The organism is Citrobacter sp. Cf118 (assembly GCF_030334095.1).
In the GTDB taxonomy this organism is placed as follows: Bacteria; Pseudomonadota; Gammaproteobacteria; order Enterobacterales; family Enterobacteriaceae; genus Citrobacter; species Citrobacter freundii.
The window spans coordinates 276824-296686 of record NZ_JAOWES010000087.1 but is presented as its reverse complement, the minus strand read 5'-3'; the positions used below and the strand labels follow the sequence as shown (position 1 = coordinate 296686).

The 19863-nt window shown below is 49.5% G+C and carries 20 protein-coding genes; 13 read left to right on the top strand and 7 right to left on the bottom strand.

The features are described from left to right. Positions 1 to 34: 34 nt before the first annotated feature. Positions 35 to 343: a DUF1161 domain-containing protein gene (locus tag OGX67_RS16670; RefSeq protein WP_085951541.1), complete on the bottom strand. Its 309-nt coding sequence runs from the start codon at positions 341 to 343 to the stop codon at positions 35 to 37. Positions 344 to 445: 102 nt separating this feature from the next. Here OGX67_RS16670 and OGX67_RS16665 point away from each other — a divergent pair, with 102 nt between their 5' ends. Next, positions 446 to 1156, top strand: a complete 711-nt coding sequence (locus tag OGX67_RS16665) for a YnfC family lipoprotein (protein WP_003032377.1) — start codon at positions 446 to 448, stop codon at positions 1154 to 1156. A 7-nt stretch (positions 1157 to 1163) separates the two neighbouring features. Here the strand turns inward: OGX67_RS16665 and speG are convergent, their stop codons facing one another. Then, on the bottom strand, positions 1164 to 1724 hold the full coding sequence (gene speG, locus OGX67_RS16660; RefSeq protein ID WP_003032379.1) for a spermidine N1-acetyltransferase: 561 nt from the start codon (positions 1722 to 1724) through the stop codon (positions 1164 to 1166). Between the two features lie 35 nt (positions 1725 to 1759). Next, a complete protein-coding gene (locus OGX67_RS16655; protein ID WP_257651472.1) occupies positions 1760 to 2101 on the bottom strand; it encodes a DUF1283 family protein in 342 nt (113 codons plus the stop codon). 153 nt (positions 2102 to 2254) lie between these two features. Between OGX67_RS16655 and OGX67_RS16650 the strand changes: the two genes are divergently transcribed. The 5 genes from OGX67_RS16650 to OGX67_RS16630 all read left to right on the top strand — a co-directional run bounded on the left by OGX67_RS16650 (position 2255) and on the right by OGX67_RS16630 (position 7999). Beyond that, entirely contained in the window at positions 2255 to 2581 is a 327-nt protein-coding gene (locus OGX67_RS16650; protein WP_003032384.1) for a YnfA family protein, read from the top strand. A 107-nt stretch (positions 2582 to 2688) separates the two neighbouring features. Continuing rightward, on the top strand, positions 2689 to 3903 hold the full coding sequence (rspA, locus tag OGX67_RS16645; RefSeq protein ID WP_257651473.1) for a starvation-sensing protein RspA: 1215 nt from the start codon (positions 2689 to 2691) through the stop codon (positions 3901 to 3903). Positions 3904 to 3916: 13 nt separating this feature from the next. Continuing rightward, a complete protein-coding gene (locus OGX67_RS16640; RefSeq protein ID WP_257651474.1) occupies positions 3917 to 4936 on the top strand; it encodes a Zn-dependent oxidoreductase in 1020 nt (339 codons plus the stop codon). A 52-nt stretch (positions 4937 to 4988) separates the two neighbouring features. Next, a complete protein-coding gene (locus OGX67_RS16635; protein ID WP_257651475.1) occupies positions 4989 to 6368 on the top strand; it encodes an MFS transporter in 1380 nt (459 codons plus the stop codon). Between the two features lie 164 nt (positions 6369 to 6532). Further along, positions 6533 to 7999 (top strand): mannitol dehydrogenase family protein, encoded by a 1467-nt coding sequence (locus OGX67_RS16630; protein ID WP_071697137.1) that lies wholly within the window; start codon positions 6533 to 6535, stop codon positions 7997 to 7999. A 75-nt stretch (positions 8000 to 8074) separates the two neighbouring features. On the opposite strand, the gene ydfZ is transcribed toward OGX67_RS16630, so the two are convergent. The 3 genes from ydfZ to ydfG form a co-directional block, all read right to left on the bottom strand. Next, the gene (gene ydfZ / locus OGX67_RS16625; RefSeq protein ID WP_003032393.1) at positions 8075 to 8278 is read right to left on the bottom strand and encodes a putative selenium delivery protein YdfZ; all 204 of its coding nucleotides are present in this window, start codon (positions 8276 to 8278) and stop codon (positions 8075 to 8077) included. Positions 8279 to 8470: 192 nt separating this feature from the next. Continuing rightward, a complete protein-coding gene (locus OGX67_RS16620; protein ID WP_003032396.1) occupies positions 8471 to 9157 on the bottom strand; it encodes a GntR family transcriptional regulator in 687 nt (228 codons plus the stop codon). 86 nt (positions 9158 to 9243) lie between these two features. Then, the gene (ydfG, locus tag OGX67_RS16615; protein ID WP_032949263.1) at positions 9244 to 9990 is read right to left on the bottom strand and encodes a bifunctional NADP-dependent 3-hydroxy acid dehydrogenase/3-hydroxypropionate dehydrogenase YdfG; all 747 of its coding nucleotides are present in this window, start codon (positions 9988 to 9990) and stop codon (positions 9244 to 9246) included. 140 nt (positions 9991 to 10130) lie between these two features. Between ydfG and dcp the strand changes: the two genes are divergently transcribed. The 3 genes from dcp to OGX67_RS16600 all read left to right on the top strand — a co-directional run bounded on the left by dcp (position 10131) and on the right by OGX67_RS16600 (position 14230). After that, positions 10131 to 12173, top strand: coding sequence for a peptidyl-dipeptidase Dcp (dcp, locus tag OGX67_RS16610; RefSeq protein ID WP_286527085.1), 2043 nt, complete (start codon positions 10131 to 10133; stop codon positions 12171 to 12173). A 500-nt stretch (positions 12174 to 12673) separates the two neighbouring features. After that, entirely contained in the window at positions 12674 to 13120 is a 447-nt protein-coding gene (locus tag OGX67_RS16605; protein WP_071685552.1) for a hypothetical protein, read from the top strand. A 183-nt stretch (positions 13121 to 13303) separates the two neighbouring features. After that, the gene (locus OGX67_RS16600) at positions 13304 to 14230 is read left to right on the top strand and encodes a diguanylate cyclase (protein ID WP_071697134.1); all 927 of its coding nucleotides are present in this window, start codon (positions 13304 to 13306) and stop codon (positions 14228 to 14230) included. A gap of 284 nt (positions 14231 to 14514) precedes the next feature. Here OGX67_RS16600 and mgtS read toward each other — a convergent pair whose 3' ends face one another. Next, positions 14515 to 14610 (bottom strand): protein MgtS, encoded by a 96-nt coding sequence (gene mgtS / locus OGX67_RS16595; protein WP_003032406.1) that lies wholly within the window; start codon positions 14608 to 14610, stop codon positions 14515 to 14517. A gap of 486 nt (positions 14611 to 15096) precedes the next feature. Here mgtS and urtA point away from each other — a divergent pair, with 486 nt between their 5' ends. From urtA to urtD, 4 genes are read left to right on the top strand one after another with little or no spacing between them, the layout of a single operon-like run. Then, positions 15097 to 16368 (top strand): urea ABC transporter substrate-binding protein, encoded by a 1272-nt coding sequence (urtA, locus tag OGX67_RS16590; protein ID WP_257651477.1) that lies wholly within the window; start codon positions 15097 to 15099, stop codon positions 16366 to 16368. A 43-nt stretch (positions 16369 to 16411) separates the two neighbouring features. Further along, on the top strand, positions 16412 to 17986 hold the full coding sequence (gene urtB, locus OGX67_RS16585) for an urea ABC transporter permease subunit UrtB (protein ID WP_257651478.1): 1575 nt from the start codon (positions 16412 to 16414) through the stop codon (positions 17984 to 17986). Then, positions 17986 to 19059: an urea ABC transporter permease subunit UrtC gene (gene urtC / locus OGX67_RS16580; RefSeq protein WP_044712398.1), complete on the top strand. Its 1074-nt coding sequence runs from the start codon at positions 17986 to 17988 to the stop codon at positions 19057 to 19059. Before urtB ends, urtC begins: the two co-directional genes overlap by 1 nt. After that, positions 19059 to 19856: an urea ABC transporter ATP-binding protein UrtD gene (gene urtD / locus OGX67_RS16575; RefSeq protein ID WP_257651479.1), complete on the top strand. Its 798-nt coding sequence runs from the start codon at positions 19059 to 19061 to the stop codon at positions 19854 to 19856. Before urtC ends, urtD begins: the two co-directional genes overlap by 1 nt. Positions 19857 to 19863 lie beyond the last annotated feature (7 nt).

The window sequence follows — 19863 nt, the reverse complement described above, 5'->3', positions numbered from 1 at the left end:
ACTGGAGTAACCCTCCGCGCACGGAGGGTGAGATTTATTGCGGTTCGGCGACGTGTCCGTCTTGTGCAGATGTGCTATTGGCGGGGGCGTTGCCGCTGTTGGTCCGGGTATAGAGAATTTTGTGCGTATCATTTGCACAATGTCCGACTACCAGAGAGTCAGGTTGATCGGCCTGATCGTTGGGGACAATATTCAGCGTGAAGCTGGATTCAGCAACACCATTATTGATGATGCGCTGTTCGATATCGCTTTTTACGCGCTCGCATGACGCGGGTGCCGCCAGAACCTGCGGGGAAGCGACTACCAATATGATCGCGGCAATTCCTGGTATGTATTTCATCATCAGCTCCTTTATGATCGACTTAAACTAAGATTAGCATTTCTGGTGTAAATAACTGTATTTGCTAATATGATTGAGAATTATCTTCTTATCCCGGTGAAAAATGTGAAGAAACAGACCCTGTTAGGTTTCCTGTGCGTCGTGCTGGTTGGGTGTGATAACGCTAAAGGGCTGGTTTCCTTTACGCCGGAAATGGCCAGTTTTTCCAATGAATTTGATTTCGACCCGCTTCGTGGGCCGGTGAAAGATTTCAGCCAGACGCTGCTTAATGATAAAGGTGAGGTTACTAAGCGTGTCGTTGGTACGCTGTCACAGGAAGGGTGTTTCGATACGCTTGAACTGCACGATATTGAAAACAATACCGGTATGGCGCTGGTCCTGGATGCAAACTACTACCGGGATGCCGAAACGCTGGAAAAACGGATCCGTTTACAGGGCAAATGCCAACTGGCGGAACTGCCTGCGGCAGGAGTGGTGTGGGATACCGACGATAACGGTTTTGTCGTTTCTGCGACGGGGAAAGAGATGAAGGTGGAATATCGCTATGATGCGGAAGGCTACCCGCTGGGTAAAACAACCGTCAATAAGGACAATACCTTACAGGTTGATGCCAAACCGTCGGTCGACCCGTTGAAGAAGCTGGATTACACCGCGGTGAGCCTGCTCAACAATCATCCGGTAGGCAACGTCAAACAAACGTGCAAATACGATGAATACGCAAATCCGGTCAACTGCCAGCTCGTTATCGTTGACGAGAGCGTGAAGCCGGCAGTTGAACACCATTACTCAATTGAAAACACCATCGCGTACTATTAGTCAGGCTTTATTGAGCTGTAGGTTGCAGCAGGTTTGGACCTGACGTTTTATGTTCTGCCAGATACTGCTGCTGGAAGATACACATACGGATAGTGTTGCGGTATTGGCCGTTGATAAAGAATTCATGAATCAGCTCGCCTTCGACCATAAAGCCAAGTTTACGGTAGATGTGGATAGCTTTTTCGTTCTCTTTATCAACGATCAGATACAGCTTATATAAATTGAGTACGGTAAAGCCGTAATCCATCGCCAGCTTAGCAGCCCGGGAAGCCAGACCTTTGCCCTGATAATCAGGGGAAATAATGATCTGGAATTCCGCCCGTCGGTGCACATGGTTAATTTCAACCAGTTCCACGAGTCCGGCTTTTTCACCGTCGCATTCCACCACAAAGCGACGTTCGCTTTGGTCGTGAATGTGTTTGTCATACAGGTCTGACAGCTCAACAAACGCTTCGTAAGGTTCTTCAAACCAGTAACGCATTACGCTGGCGTTATTATCAAGCTGATGGACGAATCGTAAATCTTCACGCTCCAGCGGGCGCAACTTAACACTGAGGGCGCTAGTCATATCGTATCCTTTCAATATCCTTCAAAGTGCAATGATTATGGGGCAACGGTGCGGCCTGTACGGCGGTCAAGGCAGCGCAGTGTGTTAGGTTCCCAGTACGCATTAATATTAGCGCTCTGTTCGCATTTATCACGGCTATCAAAGGCTGCATCGGCTTTGTCCCACTCTTTCTCTGCACGTTTGTTGACTTTCTGGCGAAGCTGACGCGTATCGTTCCATTGTTCCTTTTCCATTGCTGCTTGTTGACGACTTTGCGCACTGTCCCCGGATTCAATGACCAGTTTACTGGTTTCAGCAAATGCGGAAGAGGTGTACACAGCCGCAGCCAGCGTCAGCATAGCCGTCAGGCACAGGCGTTTGGTCAGTGTAATTTTCATGGCGAATTCCTTTTATGGGAAAGGGTAAAAACGATAAAACAGGGTTAAATTCTACACTATTCCGGTTTGCGGGCATACCCACCCGGTGGATATGGATACGCTAACGAGATTCTGTCGTATCATAGCTAAACCGAAGGTAACTGAATAACATCAATGCTTAAGACCACATTCCTTTTTTTCGTCACCGCGTTATGCGAAATCATTGGCTGCTTTTTACCCTGGCTTTGGCTTAAGCGAGGGGCTACAGCCTGGTTGCTGATACCCGCCGGGATGTCACTGGCTTTATTCGTCTGGTTGCTGACACTGCATCCGGCAGCCAGCGGGCGTGTATACGCAGCCTATGGCGGTGTTTACGTGGTGACCGCGCTGCTATGGCTACGCATTGTCGATGGTGTAAAACTCAGTTTGTATGACTGGTCTGGCGCGCTGGTGGCGTTGTGCGGCATGTTGATCATTGTGGCTGGATGGGGGCGCGCATAGCGCCTTTTTTGTGATCAAGCAGAGTTTTTTTGATCTTTATACTTGTATGGTAGTAGCTCAGTTGAGTAAATTTCATGCATCACAAGAACAGATGTAGGGAATAAGAAATGAAGATTGTTGGGGCTGATGTTTTTGTTACCTGTCCTGGGCGTAATTTTGTGACGTTGAAAATTACGACAGAAGATGGGATCACCGGGCTGGGAGATGCCACGTTAAATGGACGCGAGCTGTCCGTGGCGTCGTATCTGAAAGATCACGTGTGCCCGCAGCTTATTGGTCGTGATGCGCATCGTATTGAGGATATCTGGCAGTTTTTCTACAAAGGCGCGTACTGGCGTCGTGGGCCGGTCACCATGTCGGCGATTTCCGCAGTGGATATGGCATTGTGGGACATCAAAGCGAAAGCAGCCAATATGCCGTTGTACCAGTTACTCGGCGGTGCTTCTCGTGAAGGAGTTATGGTTTATTGCCACACCACTGGCCATACCGTGGATGACGTAATCGAAGATTATGCGCGTCATAAAGAAATGGGTTTTAAAGCGATTCGCGTACAGTGTGGCGTACCGGGCATGAAAACCACTTACGGTATGTCTAAAGGCAAAGGACTGGCCTATGAACCTGCCACTAAAGGGCAATGGCCGGAAGAACAGTTATGGTCAACGGAGAAATATCTCGATTTCACGCCAAAACTGTTTGAAGCCGTGCGCGATAAATTCGGTTTCAACGAACATCTCCTGCACGACATGCATCACCGTCTGACGCCAATTGAAGCGGCCCGTTTTGGCAAAAGCATTGAGCAATATCGTCTGTTCTGGATGGAAGACCCAACCCCAGCTGAAAACCAGGAGTGCTTCCGCCTGATCCGCCAGCATACCGTCACGCCGATTGCGGTAGGGGAAGTGTTCAATAGCATCTGGGACTGCAAACAGCTGATCGAAGAACAATTGATCGACTTTATCCGCACCACCATCACCCATGCAGGTGGTATCACCGGTATGCGCCGGATTGCTGATTTCGCGTCGCTGTATCAGGTACGTACCGGTTCACATGGACCTTCCGATCTATCGCCTGTGTGCATGGCCGCCGCGCTGCATTTTGATCTGTGGGTGCCGAACTTCGGCGTACAGGAATATATGGGCTATTCCGAGCAGATGCTGGAAGTGTTCCCACATAACTGGACATTTGATAACGGCTATATGCACCCAGGAGACAAACCCGGCCTTGGGATCGAGTTTGACGAAAAACTGGCGGCGAAATATCCGTATGACCCTGCATATCTGCCTGTTGCTCGCCTGGAAGATGGCACGCTGTGGAACTGGTAAGGAGTGATTTGCTATGAAAAGTATCGTGATTGAAAAACCAAATACGCTGATTATCGCCGAACGACCGGTGCCAGAACCCTCAGCAGGTGAGGTCAGGGTAAAAGTGAAACTGGCGGGAATTTGTGGTTCAGACAGCCATATTTACCGCGGTCATAATCCATTTGCACAATACCCGCGCGTGATTGGCCACGAGTTTTATGGTGTGATCGAGACGGTAGGTGACGGCGTTGACCATTCGCGAATAGGCGAGCGGGTGTCCGTTGATCCGGTCATCAGCTGCGGACATTGTTATCCCTGTTCCATTGGTAAACCTAACGTTTGTACATCGCTGGTGGTGCTGGGCGTGCATCGCGATGGCGGTTTCAGCGAGTACGCTGTCGTGCCGGCGAAAAATGCCTGGACGATCCCCGATACTGTGCCTGAAGAGCATGCCGTTATGGTCGAACCATTTACCATCGCCGCAAACGTAACCGGGCAAATTAATCCGACAGAAAACGATATTGCGCTGATTTATGGCGCAGGGCCTATGGGACTGACCACTGTACAGGCGCTTAAGCGTGTCTATAAGGTTAAAACCGTAGTGATTGCTGACAGAATCGATGAACGCCTGGCCATGGCGAAGCAGTGTGGTGCAGACTGGGCCATCAATAATAGTCAGCACTCGTTGCAAGAGTTTCTGGTAGAAAACGGGCTAAAACCGACCATCATCGTGGATGCAGCTTGCCATCCATCCATTTTACAGGAGGCTATCACGCTGGCATCGCCAGCCGCGCGAATTGTTCTGATGGGCTTCTCCAGCGATCCTTGTCAGATTATTCAACAAGGTATTACCGGTAAAGAACTGTCCATTTATTCCTCAAGATTAAATGCGAACAAATTCCCGGTTGTGATTGACTGGTTGGTCAATGGACTCATCGATCCTAATCAACTTATTACTCACACTTTTGACTATCACCACGTTACAGACGCAATTGAATTGTTTGAGAAAGATCAGCAGCACTGCTGCAAAGTCTTACTCACATTCACTGAATAATATAAAAACTGCGAGTAAGTGGTACGCATCTTACCTCTTAGAGATAGCCAATATGAATCAAGAAAAACACGAAAGGTCCACGAAAGATCTGGTCAGAGCTGCCGTATCCGGATGGTTGGGTACTGCGCTCGAATTTATGGATTTTCAGTTATATTCTCTGGGTGCCGCACTGGTATTCCATGAAATATTTTTCCCGGAACAGTCTGCCGCCATGGCGCTTATTTTAGCGATGGGTACATACGGTGCAGGATATATTGCTCGTATCGTTGGCGCATTTATATTTGGCAAAATGGGTGACAGCATTGGGCGTAAAAAAGTGCTGTTTATTACCATCACCATGATGGGAATTTGTACGACCTTAATTGGCGTGCTGCCAACATATGCACAAATTGGTATCTTTGCGCCTGTTCTGCTGGTGACGCTGCGTATCGTGCAAGGGCTTGGTGCAGGGGCTGAAATCTCCGGCGCAGGCACGATGCTTGCTGAGTACGCGCCAAAAGGTAAACGTGGCATTATTTCCTCACTTGTTGCCATGGGAACCAACTGTGGAACCCTTAGCGCAACGGCCATCTGGGCAGTGATGTTCTTTGTTCTCGACCGTGAGGAGTTATTAGCCTGGGGTTGGCGTATTCCGTTCCTGGCGAGTGTCGTGGTGATGATCTTTGCCATCTGGTTACGTATGAATCTCAAAGAAAGCCCGGTATTTGAGAAAGTGAATGATGAAGAAAACGCTCCGGCATTAAATAATTCGTCAGAAAACACGCTGGGGGCGATGTTTACCAGTAAATCTTTCTGGCTGGCAACTGGCCTACGTTTTGGACAGGCGGGTAACTCAGGGTTAATCCAAACCTTCCTTGCCGGTTATTTAGTGCAAACGCTGTTATTTGATAAATCTATCCCCACTGATGCCTTAATGATCAGTTCGGTACTGGGCTTTATTACAATACCGTTGCTTGGTTGGTTGTCTGATAAATTTGGTCGTCGTTTTCCTTATATTATCCTGAATATCTCGGCAATTATTTTGGCTTACCCGATGTTGTCAATTGTAGTGGATAAAACGTATAGCCCGGGTGTCATTATGACGGCACTGATTGTTATTCATAACTTTGCCGTATTGGGGTTATTTGCTCTCGAAAATATTACTATGGCGGAAATGTTCGGTGCCCGTAACCGGTTTACGCGAATGGCGATTTCAAAAGAGGCGGGCGGGTTAGTTGCCGTTGGTTTTGGTCCGGTTCTGGCGGGTATTTTCTGCAACATGACCAATTCCTGGTGGCCAATTCTGGTGATGGTCATCGCCTACTCACTGATCGGTCTGATTTCCGCGTTGCTGATGCCAGAAGTGAAAGATCGCGACCTGAGCGTGCTTGAGGATGCTGCCGAGGTGAATAAAGCCGAGAAGGTTCGTTGCTCGGTGACTCAGACAAACTGATACCAGACACTATCATGGACGGATGTCTCGTACGTTGTCCATGCTATTACACAGCTTTATATGATGTCATACCAATCATAAAAAGCTTAATGCAAATCAAAACATACAACCATACAGGCGTTACTCTGGAACAGTCCTGATTTCATTTATAAGTAGGCCATACCATGCAAAACAAGCTCTTAGCGGCAAAGGCTGCACTTCCTGACTACGATCGTACAAAACTGGTTCCGCGTATTGTTCATCTGGGGTTTGGCGCGTTTCACCGCGCACATCAGGGGGTTTACGCTGACATTTTGGCTGCAGATCACGGCAGTGACTGGGGCTACTGCGAAGTGAATCTGATTGGCGGCGAGCAGCAGATTTTCGATCTGAAACAGCAAGATAATCTGTATACCGTTGCAGAGATGTCTGCTGATGCCTGGACTGCGAGAGTCGTGGGCGTGGTGAAAAATGCATTGCATGCGCAGGTTGATGGTCTGGAAAGCGTACTGGCAGCGATGTGTGAACCACAGGTCGCGATCGTTTCCCTGACCATAACGGAGAAAGGATACTGCCATTCTCCGGCGACCGGTCAACTGATGTTAGACAATCCAATGATTGCCGCCGATCTGCAAAACCCGAAACAGCCAAAAACTGCGCCAGGCGTAGTGGTTGAGGCTTTGGCACGCCGCAAAGCGGCAGGTTTAGCCGCCTTTACTGTGATGTCCTGCGACAACATGCCTGAAAACGGTCATGTAATGCGTAATGTTGTCACCGCGTATGCCAGAGCGGTGGATGAAGAACTGGCTGCGTGGATCGAACAACATGTGACGTTCCCGTCGACTATGGTTGATCGAATTGTCCCGGCAGTTACCCCAGAGACACTGGACAAAATTGAACACATCACTGGCGTACGCGACCCGGCAGGTGTGGCATGTGAGCCGTTCCGTCAGTGGGTTATCGAAGATAACTTTGTCGCCGGTCGCCCTGAATGGGAGAAGGCAGGAGCGGAGCTGGTGGCAGATGTCATTCCGTTTGAAGAGATGAAACTGCGTATGCTCAACGGCAGCCACTCTTTCCTGGCTTATCTTGGTTATCTGGCCGGTTATCAACATATTAATGATTGTATGGACGATGAAAACTATCGTCTTGCTGCTCGTGCGCTGATGTTGCAGGAACAAGCACCCACACTGAAAGTAAAAGGTGTTGATCTACAGCGTTATGCCGATCTGTTAATTGAGCGTTACAGCAACCCGGCACTGCGTCATCGTACCTGGCAGATCGCTATGGACGGAAGCCAAAAATTGCCGCAGCGTATGCTTGATTCCGTTCGTTGGCACATTGTAAACGGCAGTCACTTTGATTTACTGGCGCTGGGCGTGGCGGGCTGGATGCGCTACGTCGGCGGTGTGGATGAGCAGGGCCAGGCGATTGAAATTAGCGATCCGCTGTTGCCCGTGATCCAGAATGCGGTGCGTAGCAGTAACGAGGGCGAAGAGCGCGTTCAGGCGCTGCTGGCGATCGATGCTATCTTTGGTCGTGAACTGCCACAGGTTGAATTGTTCAAAAACCAGGTTACACAAGCATATCTTGCTTTACTGGCTGAAGGGGCGAAGGCGACGGTTGCGAAGTATGCAGCAAAACTGAAATAACGAAGATTATGTTTTATGTCGCCATCTGGCTTTCAACGGGCCAGATGGCGCTGTGTTTTCTGGCATTCACACCAATTAGTTCATGCCTAAACGAATCAGCTCGAGGGGGGCATATTTGCCTTCACACCCTTCGATTTCCACTGTTTTTCCGCGGCGAATCTGCTCAGCGGTCAGGCCATCGGTATCTATCGCTGTAATGCGGCCTGTGAGCCCGGTGTCGCTGATCATGACGCGGCTGCCAGTGGTGATTGCGTTACGGTTACGATCGTATGTTTTCATGGTGTTTTCTCCTTTCCAACTTACCGTCAAAGCCCGTGGGCTTTTAGTCCCACGTAACGGGCGCAATATAAATACGCTTCTCGTTAAGGATTTTTTTTGTTTTCGATCAAAATCACAGCTTTTTTTATGCAGTTATGCAGGAGAGGGGAAAACGCAGGAGAAACTCACCCCCGGTGTGAGGCGAGCGTAGTATTAATCTTCGCTGAACCAGTCGCTATTTTCCTGACGAATAAGCTGAACGGACTCACCAATTTCCTGGAGATGGAGCATCATTGCGCGCTCGACCGCATCGCCATCATGTTTCTCAAGGGCGGCAAAGATATCGTGATGCTGGCGTAACAGCATTTCAGGCGGGGAAATATGATCCAGGCTCATATAACGAACGCGGTCAATTGTAGCCTTTATATTCTCAACGGTATCCCAGGCGAGTTGGCACTCGGCGATTAAAGCCAGTTTCTGATGAAACTCATCATCAAGCTGGAAGAAATCATTGATCTGTTTTCGGTCAATTGCGATGCGCTGCTGATGCAAATTTTGTTCAAGCTGATAGCACTGTTGGTCGTTGATCAGCGATGCGGCGCGGCGTACCACGGCACATTCAATCGCCTGGCGGACAAAACAACCATTTTGCACCTGCGACAGCGAAATCTTGTTCACATAGCTGCCACGCTGTGGGCGGATCTGAATCAGACCGTTTTCTGCCAGTTTGATGAATGCTTCTCGTACCGGCTGGCGTGACACATTAAAGCGTACGGAAACCTCTTTCTCAGACAGCGGTGTACCGGGTGCTATCAGACAATGCACGATATCACGGCGAAGAATACGGTAAATCTGTTGATTTACTGGCTGTGTAGGGTTGAGCTGCGTTTCTACGGTCATTCATTCTTACTTTTTAGAGAGTTAACCCGGTTATTTTATCACTTCTTTTAGGCTATCTATACCCGGCGCAAGGCCGGGCAGAGAAATTAGCCCCGATGAATACTCAGCCCGGCAAAAGACTGTGTGACAGGCATCATTTCAAGGGTGTTGATATTGACATGAGCCGGTAAAGAAGCCACCCACCATACCGCCTCTGTGACATCTTGCGGGGTCAGCGCCGTGGTATTTTCGTAGGCTTTTTCAGCTTTGGCATCATCACCTTTGAAACGGACATTAGAGAATTCCGTACCGCCAACCAGACCCGGTTCGATGTCGGTAACGCGAATGGCAGTGCCGTGTAAATCAGTACGTAAATTCAGGCTAAACTGGCGAACAAATGCTTTGGTCGCACCGTAGACGTTACCGCCAGCGTATGGCCAACTGCCCGCTGTAGAACCGATATTGATAATATGACCGCGGTTGCGTTCAACCATGCCTGGCAGAACGGCACGGGTCATATAAACCAGCCCCTTGTTGTTGGTGTCGATCATATTTTCCCAGTCTTCAACGCTGGCCTTATGGGCAGGCTCAAGGCCCAGCGCCAGACCTGCGTTGTTGACCAGAACATCAATATTGCGCCATTCAGCAGGGAGGGCGTCCAGCATTTCTTCAATTGATGCACGATTACGTACGTCCAGTTGCGCGGTATAGAGGCGGTCACCCAATTCCTCTTTCAGTTCCTGCAGGCGCTCCTGGCGGCGTCCGGTGGCAATAACTTTATGCCCATTCTCAATAAAACGACGCGTAATGCACTCACCAAAACCTGCGGTTGCTCCGGTTACTAAAACGATCATCTCACTGTTCCTCAACGCTTTTTATGTAGTACTACCATAGCACGTCATTTCCGTTCAGAGCTATTCCTGCGTAACGCAATTGCGGTTGAATCCTGGGAAGTCTACTCTGGTAAACAAATCGTTTTCAGGAGTGAAAGATGTTGTTAACGAATCCTTTTTTAAGTCACAGCACGTTGCCGTATCAGGCCCCGCAGTTTGATCAGATAGAGGTGCAGCACTATCGCCCAGCGTTCGATGAAGGCGTGCGGCAAAAACGTGCAGAGATCGAGGCGATTGTGCAAAACCCGCAAGCCCCTGATTTTGCCAATACGTTGCTGGCGCTTGAGCAAAGCGGCGCTTTGCTGACACGCGTAACCAGCGTTTTCTTCGCGATGACGGCGGCGCACACCAACGATGAACTACAGCACCTTGACGAAGAGTTTTCCGCAGAACTGGCGAGCCTTGCCAATGATATCTATCTCAATGAAGCACTCTTCTTGCGCGTTGACGCTGTCTGGCAACGGAGAGGTTCTCTGAGGCTGGAAAGTGAATCATTACGCTTGCTGGAGGTCATCCACCAGCGTTTTGTACTGGCCAACGCATGTCTGAATGAGACTGATAAAGCGAACCTTAAAGCGCTCAATACAGAGTCCGCCACGCTGACCAGCCAGTTTAACCAACGGCTGTTGGCAGCGAACAAGTCCGGTGCTCTGGTCGTGGATGATGCACGTTATCTGGAGGGACTCAGCGCTGAGGAAATTGCCGTTGCCGCTGAAGCTGCAAGGGAGAAAGGGCTCGATGCGCGTTGGGTTATCCCGTTATTGAACACGACTCAGCAACCAGCGCTTGCGGCGTTACGCGATCGCCATACCCGTGAAAGTCTGTTCACCCGCGCATGGACGAGAGCAGAAAACAATGACGCTAACGATACTCGGGCTATTATTCAGCGACTGGTCGAGATCCGGATGCAGCAGGCGAAACTACTCGGTTTTGCCAATTACGCTGCATGGAAAATTGCCGACCAGATGGCAAAAACACCGGAAGCTGCACTGACTTTCATGCGGGCGATTGTTCCTGCTGCGCGAGCTCGGGCATTAGATGAACAGGCCGAAATCCAGAATGTTATCAATCACGAAAAGGGACAATTTAACGTCGAGGCCTGGGACTGGGCATTTTATGCTGAGCAGGTTCGTCGTGAGAAATATGCTCTGGATGAGGCGCAGCTCAAACCTTACTTTGCCCTTGATACGGTGCTGAACGAAGGCGTTTTCTGGACGGCCAATCAACTCTTTGGCATAAAATTTATAGAACGGTTCGACATTCCTGTTTATCACCCGGATGTTAGGGTATGGGAAATATTTGATCACGATGGTGTAGGTCTGGCGTTATTTTACGGCGATTTCTTTGCCCGGGAATCGAAAAGCGGTGGTGCCTGGATGGGCAATTTTGTTGAGCAATCGCAACTCAATGAAACCCGGCCGGTTATTTACAACGTGTGTAATTATCAAAAACCGGCAAAAGGTCAGCCTGCATTGTTATTATGGGATGATGTTATTACGTTATTTCATGAGTTTGGCCACACGTTGCACGGTCTGTTCGCCACTCAGCGTTACGCCACGCTTTCAGGGACCAACACTCCGCGTGATTTTGTTGAATTTCCTTCGCAGATTAACGAACACTGGGCGAGTCATCCGCAGGTCTTTGCCCGTTTTGCTCGTCATGTTGTTACCGGGGTGCAAATGCCGCAGGCGTTGCGAGATAAAATGCAGCAGGCCAGCCTGTTTAACAAAGGTTACGACATGACCGAACTGCTCAGTGCTGCATTGCTGGATATGCGCTGGCACGGTCTGGAAAATAGCGCGTTATCTCTTTCGGTCGATCAATTTGAACAGCAGGCGCTGGCAGCAGAAGGTTTGGATCTCAAGGCCGTGCCACCACGTTATCGCAGCAGCTATTTTGCCCATATCTTCGGCGGCGGTTATGCCGCGGGTTATTACGCCTATCTGTGGACGCAAATGCTGGCCGATGACGGCTATCAGTGGTTTGTAGAGCAGGGCGGATTAACCCGTGAAAACGGGCAGAAATTCCGCGAAGCGATTTTGTCACGCGGAAATAGCACTGATTTAGCTGAACTCTATCGCCAGTGGAGCGGACGCGAACCACGAATGGAGTCGATGCTGGAACATCGTGGTTTGAGCGCGTAAGACATAATTAGCCAGAATGTTGAACCGGGCGTGATGCCCGGTTTTTCCAGAATCACTCTCCAGAATATCGCCAAAAATAAGCGCGAACGGCAAGGGCGTTATGTTTAAATGTCCAAAAAAGCATATAAAAATAAGTGCTATTTTGTTGCTGTCTGTGTTAAATATTATCCCTTTGATACTAGAGCAGGCTTGGTAAATACTTATTAACTTACTGAAATAAACAATTTTCTTTATTAATTGCGCTGCGCTGACATCTCAATTTATGAAAGATAAAAAAGTCATCAGGATATTTCTGGTAACGCCGAAAATAACCACTTATTTACTTTTGAAATAGAGTGGTAGCTAAAGTTATGCGCAATATTAATATATGTTAATTATGCTTTATTAATCATGTTTTGCTTTTCTGTTGCGGCTTGATGAATAAATAATCTTGCTGGGACAATCTTTTCGCTATTTGCTTTACCTTCCGGGTGGGGCGCAATGATGATAATGGGAATACTATGAATAAGGTTTTAATCTCTCTGGCAGTTTTGGCTACCGTGACTACATCGCCAGCGTATGCGATTAGCGCAAGCTACCGCGCGCAGTTGGAGCGTAGCGGGTGCACACAGGAATCTGAGCTGCGTGGCTGTGATGTAACTAAAACTAAAGCGCAGAACTCCGCCCGTGGTTTTAAACTGGAAACCGCGACCCAGGAAGCAACCAGACGCTATGCGCCTTTTGTTGGTAGTTACGGGGTATTTATGCCAAACGGTCAACGCGTTAATCAGTTGGTTGTTAAAAAAGATGGGGCGGTCTTGTTAAATGGCCATAAGGCTAAAGAGCATTTTGTAACTGCGGAAGACCTGAACGTATTTGAGGACGGATTACATATCATCCTGAAGACGGATAAAAAAGGTAGCTGGAGAAACTCAAATACGAATGAAAGTGGTTCAGTTGGCAAATAAGCATTAATCTGGGCATCAGCATCAGTTGCTACCGTGATAAGAAAAATAAGCCCTCTACGGAGGGCTTTGCATAGAGCGTTCTGTCTCTGACGCATTGATAACTATAAAAAAGATTACATAAATTTTCTTTTTGGTCGTTAAAATATCTGCATCAGAAGTGCTCGCACAGGGAGGGAGACTGCAATGATGAGAAATACGAAGGAAATAGATGCAATTTTGATTGAGTTGAACAAGTCCATTGATGCCCACTACAAATGGTTAGTGACAATGTTCCGCTGCGTGGTGTCTTCAGATGTTACTCAGCCGGATATTATGGGTGAACATTCGCATTGTGTTTGTCGATTTGGACAGTGGCTTAATAATCAATCGCGGTACAATGAGGATGATTGTAGTTACGTAAGCAAGATAAATGCCACCCACGAAAAGATGCATTTATTAGGCAAGGAGTTGCTATTGGCTATAGTGGAGAAACGTAGCCATCCATGGCATTTCGACAGTTTCCAGGACGCGCTGCTGGCATTTACCTCATCTGTAATGGACTACAAAATATATTTATTGAATATCCGCAGTAATATCGATGTATTAACAGGTTTGCCCGGCAGAAGAATGCTCGATGAGTCTTTTGATCGGCAGTTGCTCGATGCCGAACCGCTTAATCTCTATATATTGTTGTTAGATATCGATCGTTTTAAATACGTTAACGATACCTATGGCCATTTGGTTGGTGACTTGGTATTACGGGTTCTGGCATCAAATTTATTGTCATGGACGCGATATGATGAGGTGGCGTACCGCTACGGTGGAGAAGAGTTCATTATCATCATCAGAACAAAAACGGACGAGCAGGCATGCCAGGCGGGTTTTCGACTTTGTCGTCTGATTGGGCAGAAAAAAATTCCCTACACTGATGGAGAGATCGGTATCACGGTGACGGCAGGCATAACCCGAGTCCAGCCGGGTGAAACGCTGGACACCGCGCTTGGTCGGGCTGACAGGGCGATGTATCAGGGGAAACAGACCGGCAGGAATCGCTGCATGTTTATGGATGAAAATGAGCGGATCACGTTGGTGGACACCAATGACGGGACCTCGCATCCCATCAGTGAGTGAGTTTTCGAAAAACGGTTTGAGGTAGTTGCGTTTCGTTTAACTTTCATTGGGGTTGTCGATGATAGGTTAGCTGACTATCCGTTATCTTCGCAGGGAATTGCCTGATAGCGTATAAAAGCAAAACACAAATCTATCCATGCAAGCATTTACCGCTGGTTTAACCGGCGGTTTTTTTTATCTGCTAATCAGGGAAAAGGTGTCGGAAGGGCAATGCAGGTAAAAAAATGGCCCCTTGTGCAGTTACGCAACAAGGGGCCGGGTCGGTTCAGGACTATCTCCGTTCATTAATCATCCCATCTGTGGCTAAAATACGCGGCCAGGAAGCCTGAAAATAAAATAATTCCCAGAACAGCCATAAAAATATTCATATTACCCAGCATAGTAAATGCTCCTTTATCTGTGAGTTTCCTCTCTTACCTTAAGTTCACCTCGCTTATGACTATAGTAGCAATTCAATCTTAAACAAAGACTGAACTGTGTGATTATTTCGGCTGAAAAGTAAATTTTTGACATGATCACGTCGAATAAAATAAATAATAGTGACGAGACACATTTATCTGCGCACAAATAACCCCGTTTTTAAAACCTGAGACGCTGTTATGACAGTGTGCTGCTGACACAAATTGTTGCACGTTTATAATGCAGGGTTGTCTCATGGTGGTTCAATTTTTCGTTTGCTTAACCCGTTTGGCGGGAAAATGTAATACTGATTTTTGTGCGCGAGATGCTAATCTGTTGATTTTATATGATGTTTTAATATCTGGCATCGTTTTTGCCTTATCACTTCTGAACACCTTTAATTTGCACCGTTTTGTCTGCCCGGCTGCACCGGAGCTTTCAGCAAGTTTAATTTCAGGAGTGAAACTATGCAGCGTCGTACATTTTTAAAAGCTTTTGCACTTTCTGCCTCTGTTGTAGCAATGGGCGTGAGTTTTAGCGTTCAGGCAGCCGACACCATCAAGGTTGGCATCATGCATTCTTTATCCGGCACGATGGCCATATCCGAAACGCCGCTAAAAGATGTGGCGTTGATGACCATCGATGAAATTAATGCTCAGGGCGGTGTGTTGGGTAAAAAGCTGGAACCGGTGGTGGTTGACCCGGCCTCGAACTGGCCGTTATTTGCTGAAAAAGCAAGGCAGTTGCTGAGTCAGGATAAGATAGCGGCAGTTTTTGGCTGCTGGACATCGGTTTCGCGTAAATCGGTTCTACCAGTATTTGAAGAATTGAACGGTCTGCTGTTTTACCCAGTGCAATATGAAGGTGAGGAGATGTCGCCTAACGTCTTCTATACCGGCGCAGCCCCCAACCAGCAGGCGATCCCGGCAGTTGAGTATCTGATGAGTGAGGACGGCGGCAGCGCGAAACGCTTCTTCCTGCTGGGCACGGATTATGTTTATCCACGCACGACCAACAAAATTTTACGCGCCTTTTTGCACTCAAAAGGAGTTGCCGATAAAGACATCGAAGAGGTGTACACCCCATTCGGACACAGCGATTACCAGACCATTGTCGCCAGTATTAAAAAATTCGCCGCAGGGGGGAAAACGGCGGTGGTATCAACCATCAACGGCGATTCTAACGTTCCATTCTATAAAGAGTTGGCCAACCAGGGCCTGAAAGCCACCGATGTTCCTGTGGTGGCATTCTCCGTGGGTGAGGAGGAGTTACGCGGTATTGATACCAAACCGCTGGTGGGCAACCTTGCAGCCTGGAACTACTTTGAGTCCGTCGATAACGCTGCCAACAAGAAGTTTGTCGCGGATTACCGGGCGTATGCCAAAGCGCACAAATTACCAAATGCTGAATCGGTGGTGACAAACGACCCCATGGAAGCTACGTATGTTGGCCTCCATATGTGGGCGCAGGCGGTAGAAAAAGCCGGAACGACCGATGTGGATAAAGTTCGCGCTGCAATGGCGGGGCAATCCTTCGCTGCGCCATCAGGCTTTACCCTGACCATGGATGCGACCAACCATCACCTGCATAAACCCGTCATGATTGGCGAGATTGAGGGCAATGGCCAGTTTAACGTGGTATGGCAAACCGATGAGCCGGTCCGCGCCCAGCCGTGGAGTCCGTACATCGCTGGTAATGATAAAAAATCTGAACAGCCTGTGAAAACCGCCAGCAACTGATCGTGTGCCCTCCTGCGGGAGGGTACCGCTTTGGAGAACGCTCATGAAAGCTATGCGCTTTATTCGTGGTGTGTTGTTGCTGACGTGGTTTTTGCCGTGGATAGCGCAGGCATCAGATGCCGATACCTTTACAGCCGCAAATCGAACTCAGCAGGCCGCCTTGCTCGAACAATGGTCGATCAATCCCGACATTCAGCGTTTGCCGATGCTCAGCGCGTTGCGCGAGGAGAGTCTGCTGACTGATAACGCGAAAAATACCTTCATCATGAACGGCTCGCACGCACAACCGTTAGGAACAGCGACAATCCCAAACGGCGAGCTAAAAAAAATTCGCCTGACTAACCGCCTGCGTAATCTGGTGGCAGGAGCGCTGGCTGTCCATCAGCTTTTAAGTGACAGTGTCACGTTAAGGTTAGAGGCAGCTCGTACATTACAGCGTGAGGCACAGCCGGATATGCTGCCGTTTTTACAGCAACGACTGGCTCAGGAGTCAAGTGGTGATGTGAAATCCGCGCTGGCTATTGCACTGGCAAACCTGCAGCTGAACAGTTCCTCGCCGGAAGTCAGACGTCAGGCAATCGAACTATTAGGGGCGTCAAATGATCCTGAAACTCAGGCGCGCCTGCAACCATTCACCCAGGCTGAACATGAACCCGATACCCGCGTGCGTGCTGCCGCTGGCGAAAGCCTGAATTCCATCGCGCATCGTATGAAGGTTGGGGACCTTCTTGGACAGGCCTTTATGGGGCTGTCGCTGGGTTCTATTTTGCTGCTGGCGGCATTGGGTCTGGCTATAACCTATGGATTACTCGGCGTCATTAATATGGCGCATGGCGAGATGTTAATGCTCGGGGCTTACTGTACCTGGATGGTTCAACAGCTGATGGGCCAGTTTTTCCCGCAATGGCTAGCCTGGTATCCGGTTATTGCGCTGCCGGTTGCCTTTTTACTTACCGCGGCGGTGGGAATGCTGCTTGAGCGCGGGGTGATCCGCCATTTATACGGGCGTCCTCTCGAAACGCTGCTGGCGACCTGGGGGATCAGCCTGATGCTCATCCAGTTGGTGCGTATGTCCTTCGGCGCGCAAAACCTGGAAGTCGCCAATCCGGCATGGCTTTCAGGGGGGATTCAGGTTTATGCCAATCTGATTTTACCGTGGAACCGAATTGTGGTGCTTGGCTTTGCCATTCTGGTGCTGTTTTTCACCTGGCTGTTGTTGAATAAAACGCGCCTTGGGCTGCGCGTACGTGCAGTGACGCAGAATCGAAATATGGCGGCATGCTGCGGCGTACCTACTGGACGCGTCGATATGCTGGCCTTTGGCCTTGGTTCAGGCATTGCCGGGCTGGGGGGCGTAGCGCTCTCGCAGTTGGGCAACGTAGGACCCGAATTGGGGCAAAGCTACATTATCGATTCGTTTCTGGTTGTGGTGCTGGGCGGCGTGGGACAACTCGCTGGGAGCGTGGCCGCGGCGTTTGGACTGGGGATCTTCAATAAAATTCTGGAGCCTCAGGTGGGGGCAGTTCTAGGCAAAATCATGATTCTGGTGCTGATTATTCTGTTTATTCAGAAACGTCCGCAGGGGCTGTTCGCGCTAAAAGGGAGGGTTATTGACTGATGACGATGCCAATGACATTAACGCTGGCGCGTAAAGCGCCACGCGCGACGCGCATCCTGGGACTGGGGTTGCTGCTGGCGTTGATTATTCTACCATTTCTTGCGCTGTTACCTGCGGACCATCCGCTGGCTATATCGGTGTGGACGCTAACGCTGGCCGGGAAAATTCTCTGTTATGCCATTGTGGCGGTCGCGCTGGATCTGGTGTGGGGCTATGCCGGCATGCTCTCGCTGGGACACGGTATTTTCTTTGCGCTGGGAGGGTATGCGATGGGAATGTACCTGATGCGCCAGGCCTCTGGCGAAGGATTACCGGCCTTCATGTCATTCCTGTCGTGGAGCGAGCTGCCGTGGTTTTGGTGGGGGACGCAACATTTTATCTGGGCGCTACTGCTGGTCGTTCTGGTTCCTGGCCTGCTGGCACTGGTATTTGGTTGGTTTGCCTTTCGGTCAAAAATCAAAGGGGTCTATTTCTCCATCATGACCCAGGCCCTGACTTTCGCAGGAATGCTGCTGTTTTTTCGCAACGAAACGGGTTTTGGGGGAAATAACGGTTTTACCGGCTTTACCACCATTCTGGGATTCCCGGTAACCGCCACCTCAACCCGTATCGCGCTGTTTCTGGCGACGGTCATGCTGCTGGTGCTGGCATTATGGCTGGGACTGGCGCTGGCCCGCAGTAAGTTCGGCCGTATTCTGACTGCCGTGCGCGATGCAGAGAACCGTCTGATGTTCTGTGGTTACGATCCGAAAGGTTTCAAGTTACTGGTGTGGACGCTTTCCGCTGTACTGTGCGGCCTGGCAGGAGCGCTGTATGTTCCGCAGGTGGGAATCATTAACCCTAGCGAAATGTCGCCGACCAACTCGATTGAAGCGGCGATTTGGGTTGCCCTCGGCGGACGTGGAACCCTGATCGGCCCGGTATTCGGCGCCGTGTTGGTGAATGGCGCGAAAAGCCTGTTTACCGTCATCATGCCGGAATACTGGCAACTGTTTCTTGGCCTGATCTTTATTGGCGTTACGCTGTTTTTACCCCGAGGTGTAATTGGTCTGTTTCGCAAGGGAGACAAATAATGCAGCCAGATGAAGGGCTATTTACTCGCCAGATGCCGGGGGATCGGTTTCGCAACCAGACTGATCCGGTGCTACAGCTGGAAAAAATTAACGTTAACTTCGATGGCTTTCAGGCGCTAACCGATCTCACGCTCAATATTGGGGTTGGGGAACTGCGTTGCATCATCGGGCCCAACGGCGCCGGAAAAACGACGTTAATGGATGTCATTACCGGCAAAACCAGGCCGCAAAGTGGTCGTGCGATATACGATCAGTCATCCGACTTAACGACGCTGGATCCCATTGCCATTGCACGTCAGGGGATTGGACGGAAATTTCAAAAGCCCACGGTATTTGAAGCATTAACGGTGGAAGATAACCTGGAGCTGGCGCTGAAAAATGATAAATCTGTCTGGGGTTCTCTACGGGCACGACTCTCAGGCGAACAGCGGGATCGTATTGATGAAGTACTGGCGCTGTTGCGGCTGGGTAATGAGCGGGCCCGCAGCGCCGGTCTGCTTTCGCATGGGCAAAAACAGTTTCTCGAAATTGGCATGCTGCTGGTACAGGAGCCGCATTTACTGCTACTGGATGAACCCGCGGCGGGGATGACGGATGCGGAAACGGAATACACGGCGGAGCTGTTTCGCCAGCTTGCCGGTAAGCACTCTCTGATGGTTGTTGAGCACGATATGGGATTTGTCGAAACCATTGCCGATCGCGTTACAGTATTACATCAAGGACGTGTCCTGGCTCAGGGGAGCCTTCGTGAAGTGCAGGCCAACGAGCAGGTTATTGAAGTTTATCTCGGGCGTTAAGGAGTGC

Coding starts and splice junctions, on each gene's coding strand:
- OGX67_RS16640 (WP_257651474.1), top strand. CDS start 3,917: ATGAAAAGTATCGTGATTGAAAAACCAAATACGCTGATTATCGCCGAA.
- urtC (WP_044712398.1), top strand. CDS start 17,986: ATGACGATGCCAATGACATTAACGCTGGCGCGTAAAGCGCCACGCGCG.
- urtA (WP_257651477.1), top strand. CDS start 15,097: ATGCAGCGTCGTACATTTTTAAAAGCTTTTGCACTTTCTGCCTCTGTT.
- OGX67_RS16605 (WP_071685552.1), top strand. CDS start 12,674: ATGAATAAGGTTTTAATCTCTCTGGCAGTTTTGGCTACCGTGACTACA.
- ydfZ (WP_003032393.1), bottom strand. CDS start 8,278: ATGAAAACATACGATCGTAACCGTAACGCAATCACCACTGGCAGCCGC.
- OGX67_RS16620 (WP_003032396.1), bottom strand. CDS start 9,157: ATGACCGTAGAAACGCAGCTCAACCCTACACAGCCAGTAAATCAACAG.
- OGX67_RS16650 (WP_003032384.1), top strand. CDS start 2,255: ATGCTTAAGACCACATTCCTTTTTTTCGTCACCGCGTTATGCGAAATC.
- speG (WP_003032379.1), bottom strand. CDS start 1,724: ATGACTAGCGCCCTCAGTGTTAAGTTGCGCCCGCTGGAGCGTGAAGAT.
- OGX67_RS16670 (WP_085951541.1), bottom strand. CDS start 343: ATGATGAAATACATACCAGGAATTGCCGCGATCATATTGGTAGTCGCT.
- OGX67_RS16600 (WP_071697134.1), top strand. CDS start 13,304: ATGATGAGAAATACGAAGGAAATAGATGCAATTTTGATTGAGTTGAAC.
- urtB (WP_257651478.1), top strand. CDS start 16,412: ATGAAAGCTATGCGCTTTATTCGTGGTGTGTTGTTGCTGACGTGGTTT.
- mgtS (WP_003032406.1), bottom strand. CDS start 14,610: ATGCTGGGTAATATGAATATTTTTATGGCTGTTCTGGGAATTATTTTA.
- urtD (WP_257651479.1), top strand. CDS start 19,059: ATGCAGCCAGATGAAGGGCTATTTACTCGCCAGATGCCGGGGGATCGG.
- rspA (WP_257651473.1), top strand. CDS start 2,689: ATGAAGATTGTTGGGGCTGATGTTTTTGTTACCTGTCCTGGGCGTAAT.
- OGX67_RS16635 (WP_257651475.1), top strand. CDS start 4,989: ATGAATCAAGAAAAACACGAAAGGTCCACGAAAGATCTGGTCAGAGCT.
- OGX67_RS16630 (WP_071697137.1), top strand. CDS start 6,533: ATGCAAAACAAGCTCTTAGCGGCAAAGGCTGCACTTCCTGACTACGAT.
- OGX67_RS16655 (WP_257651472.1), bottom strand. CDS start 2,101: ATGAAAATTACACTGACCAAACGCCTGTGCCTGACGGCTATGCTGACG.
- ydfG (WP_032949263.1), bottom strand. CDS start 9,990: ATGATCGTTTTAGTAACCGGAGCAACCGCAGGTTTTGGTGAGTGCATT.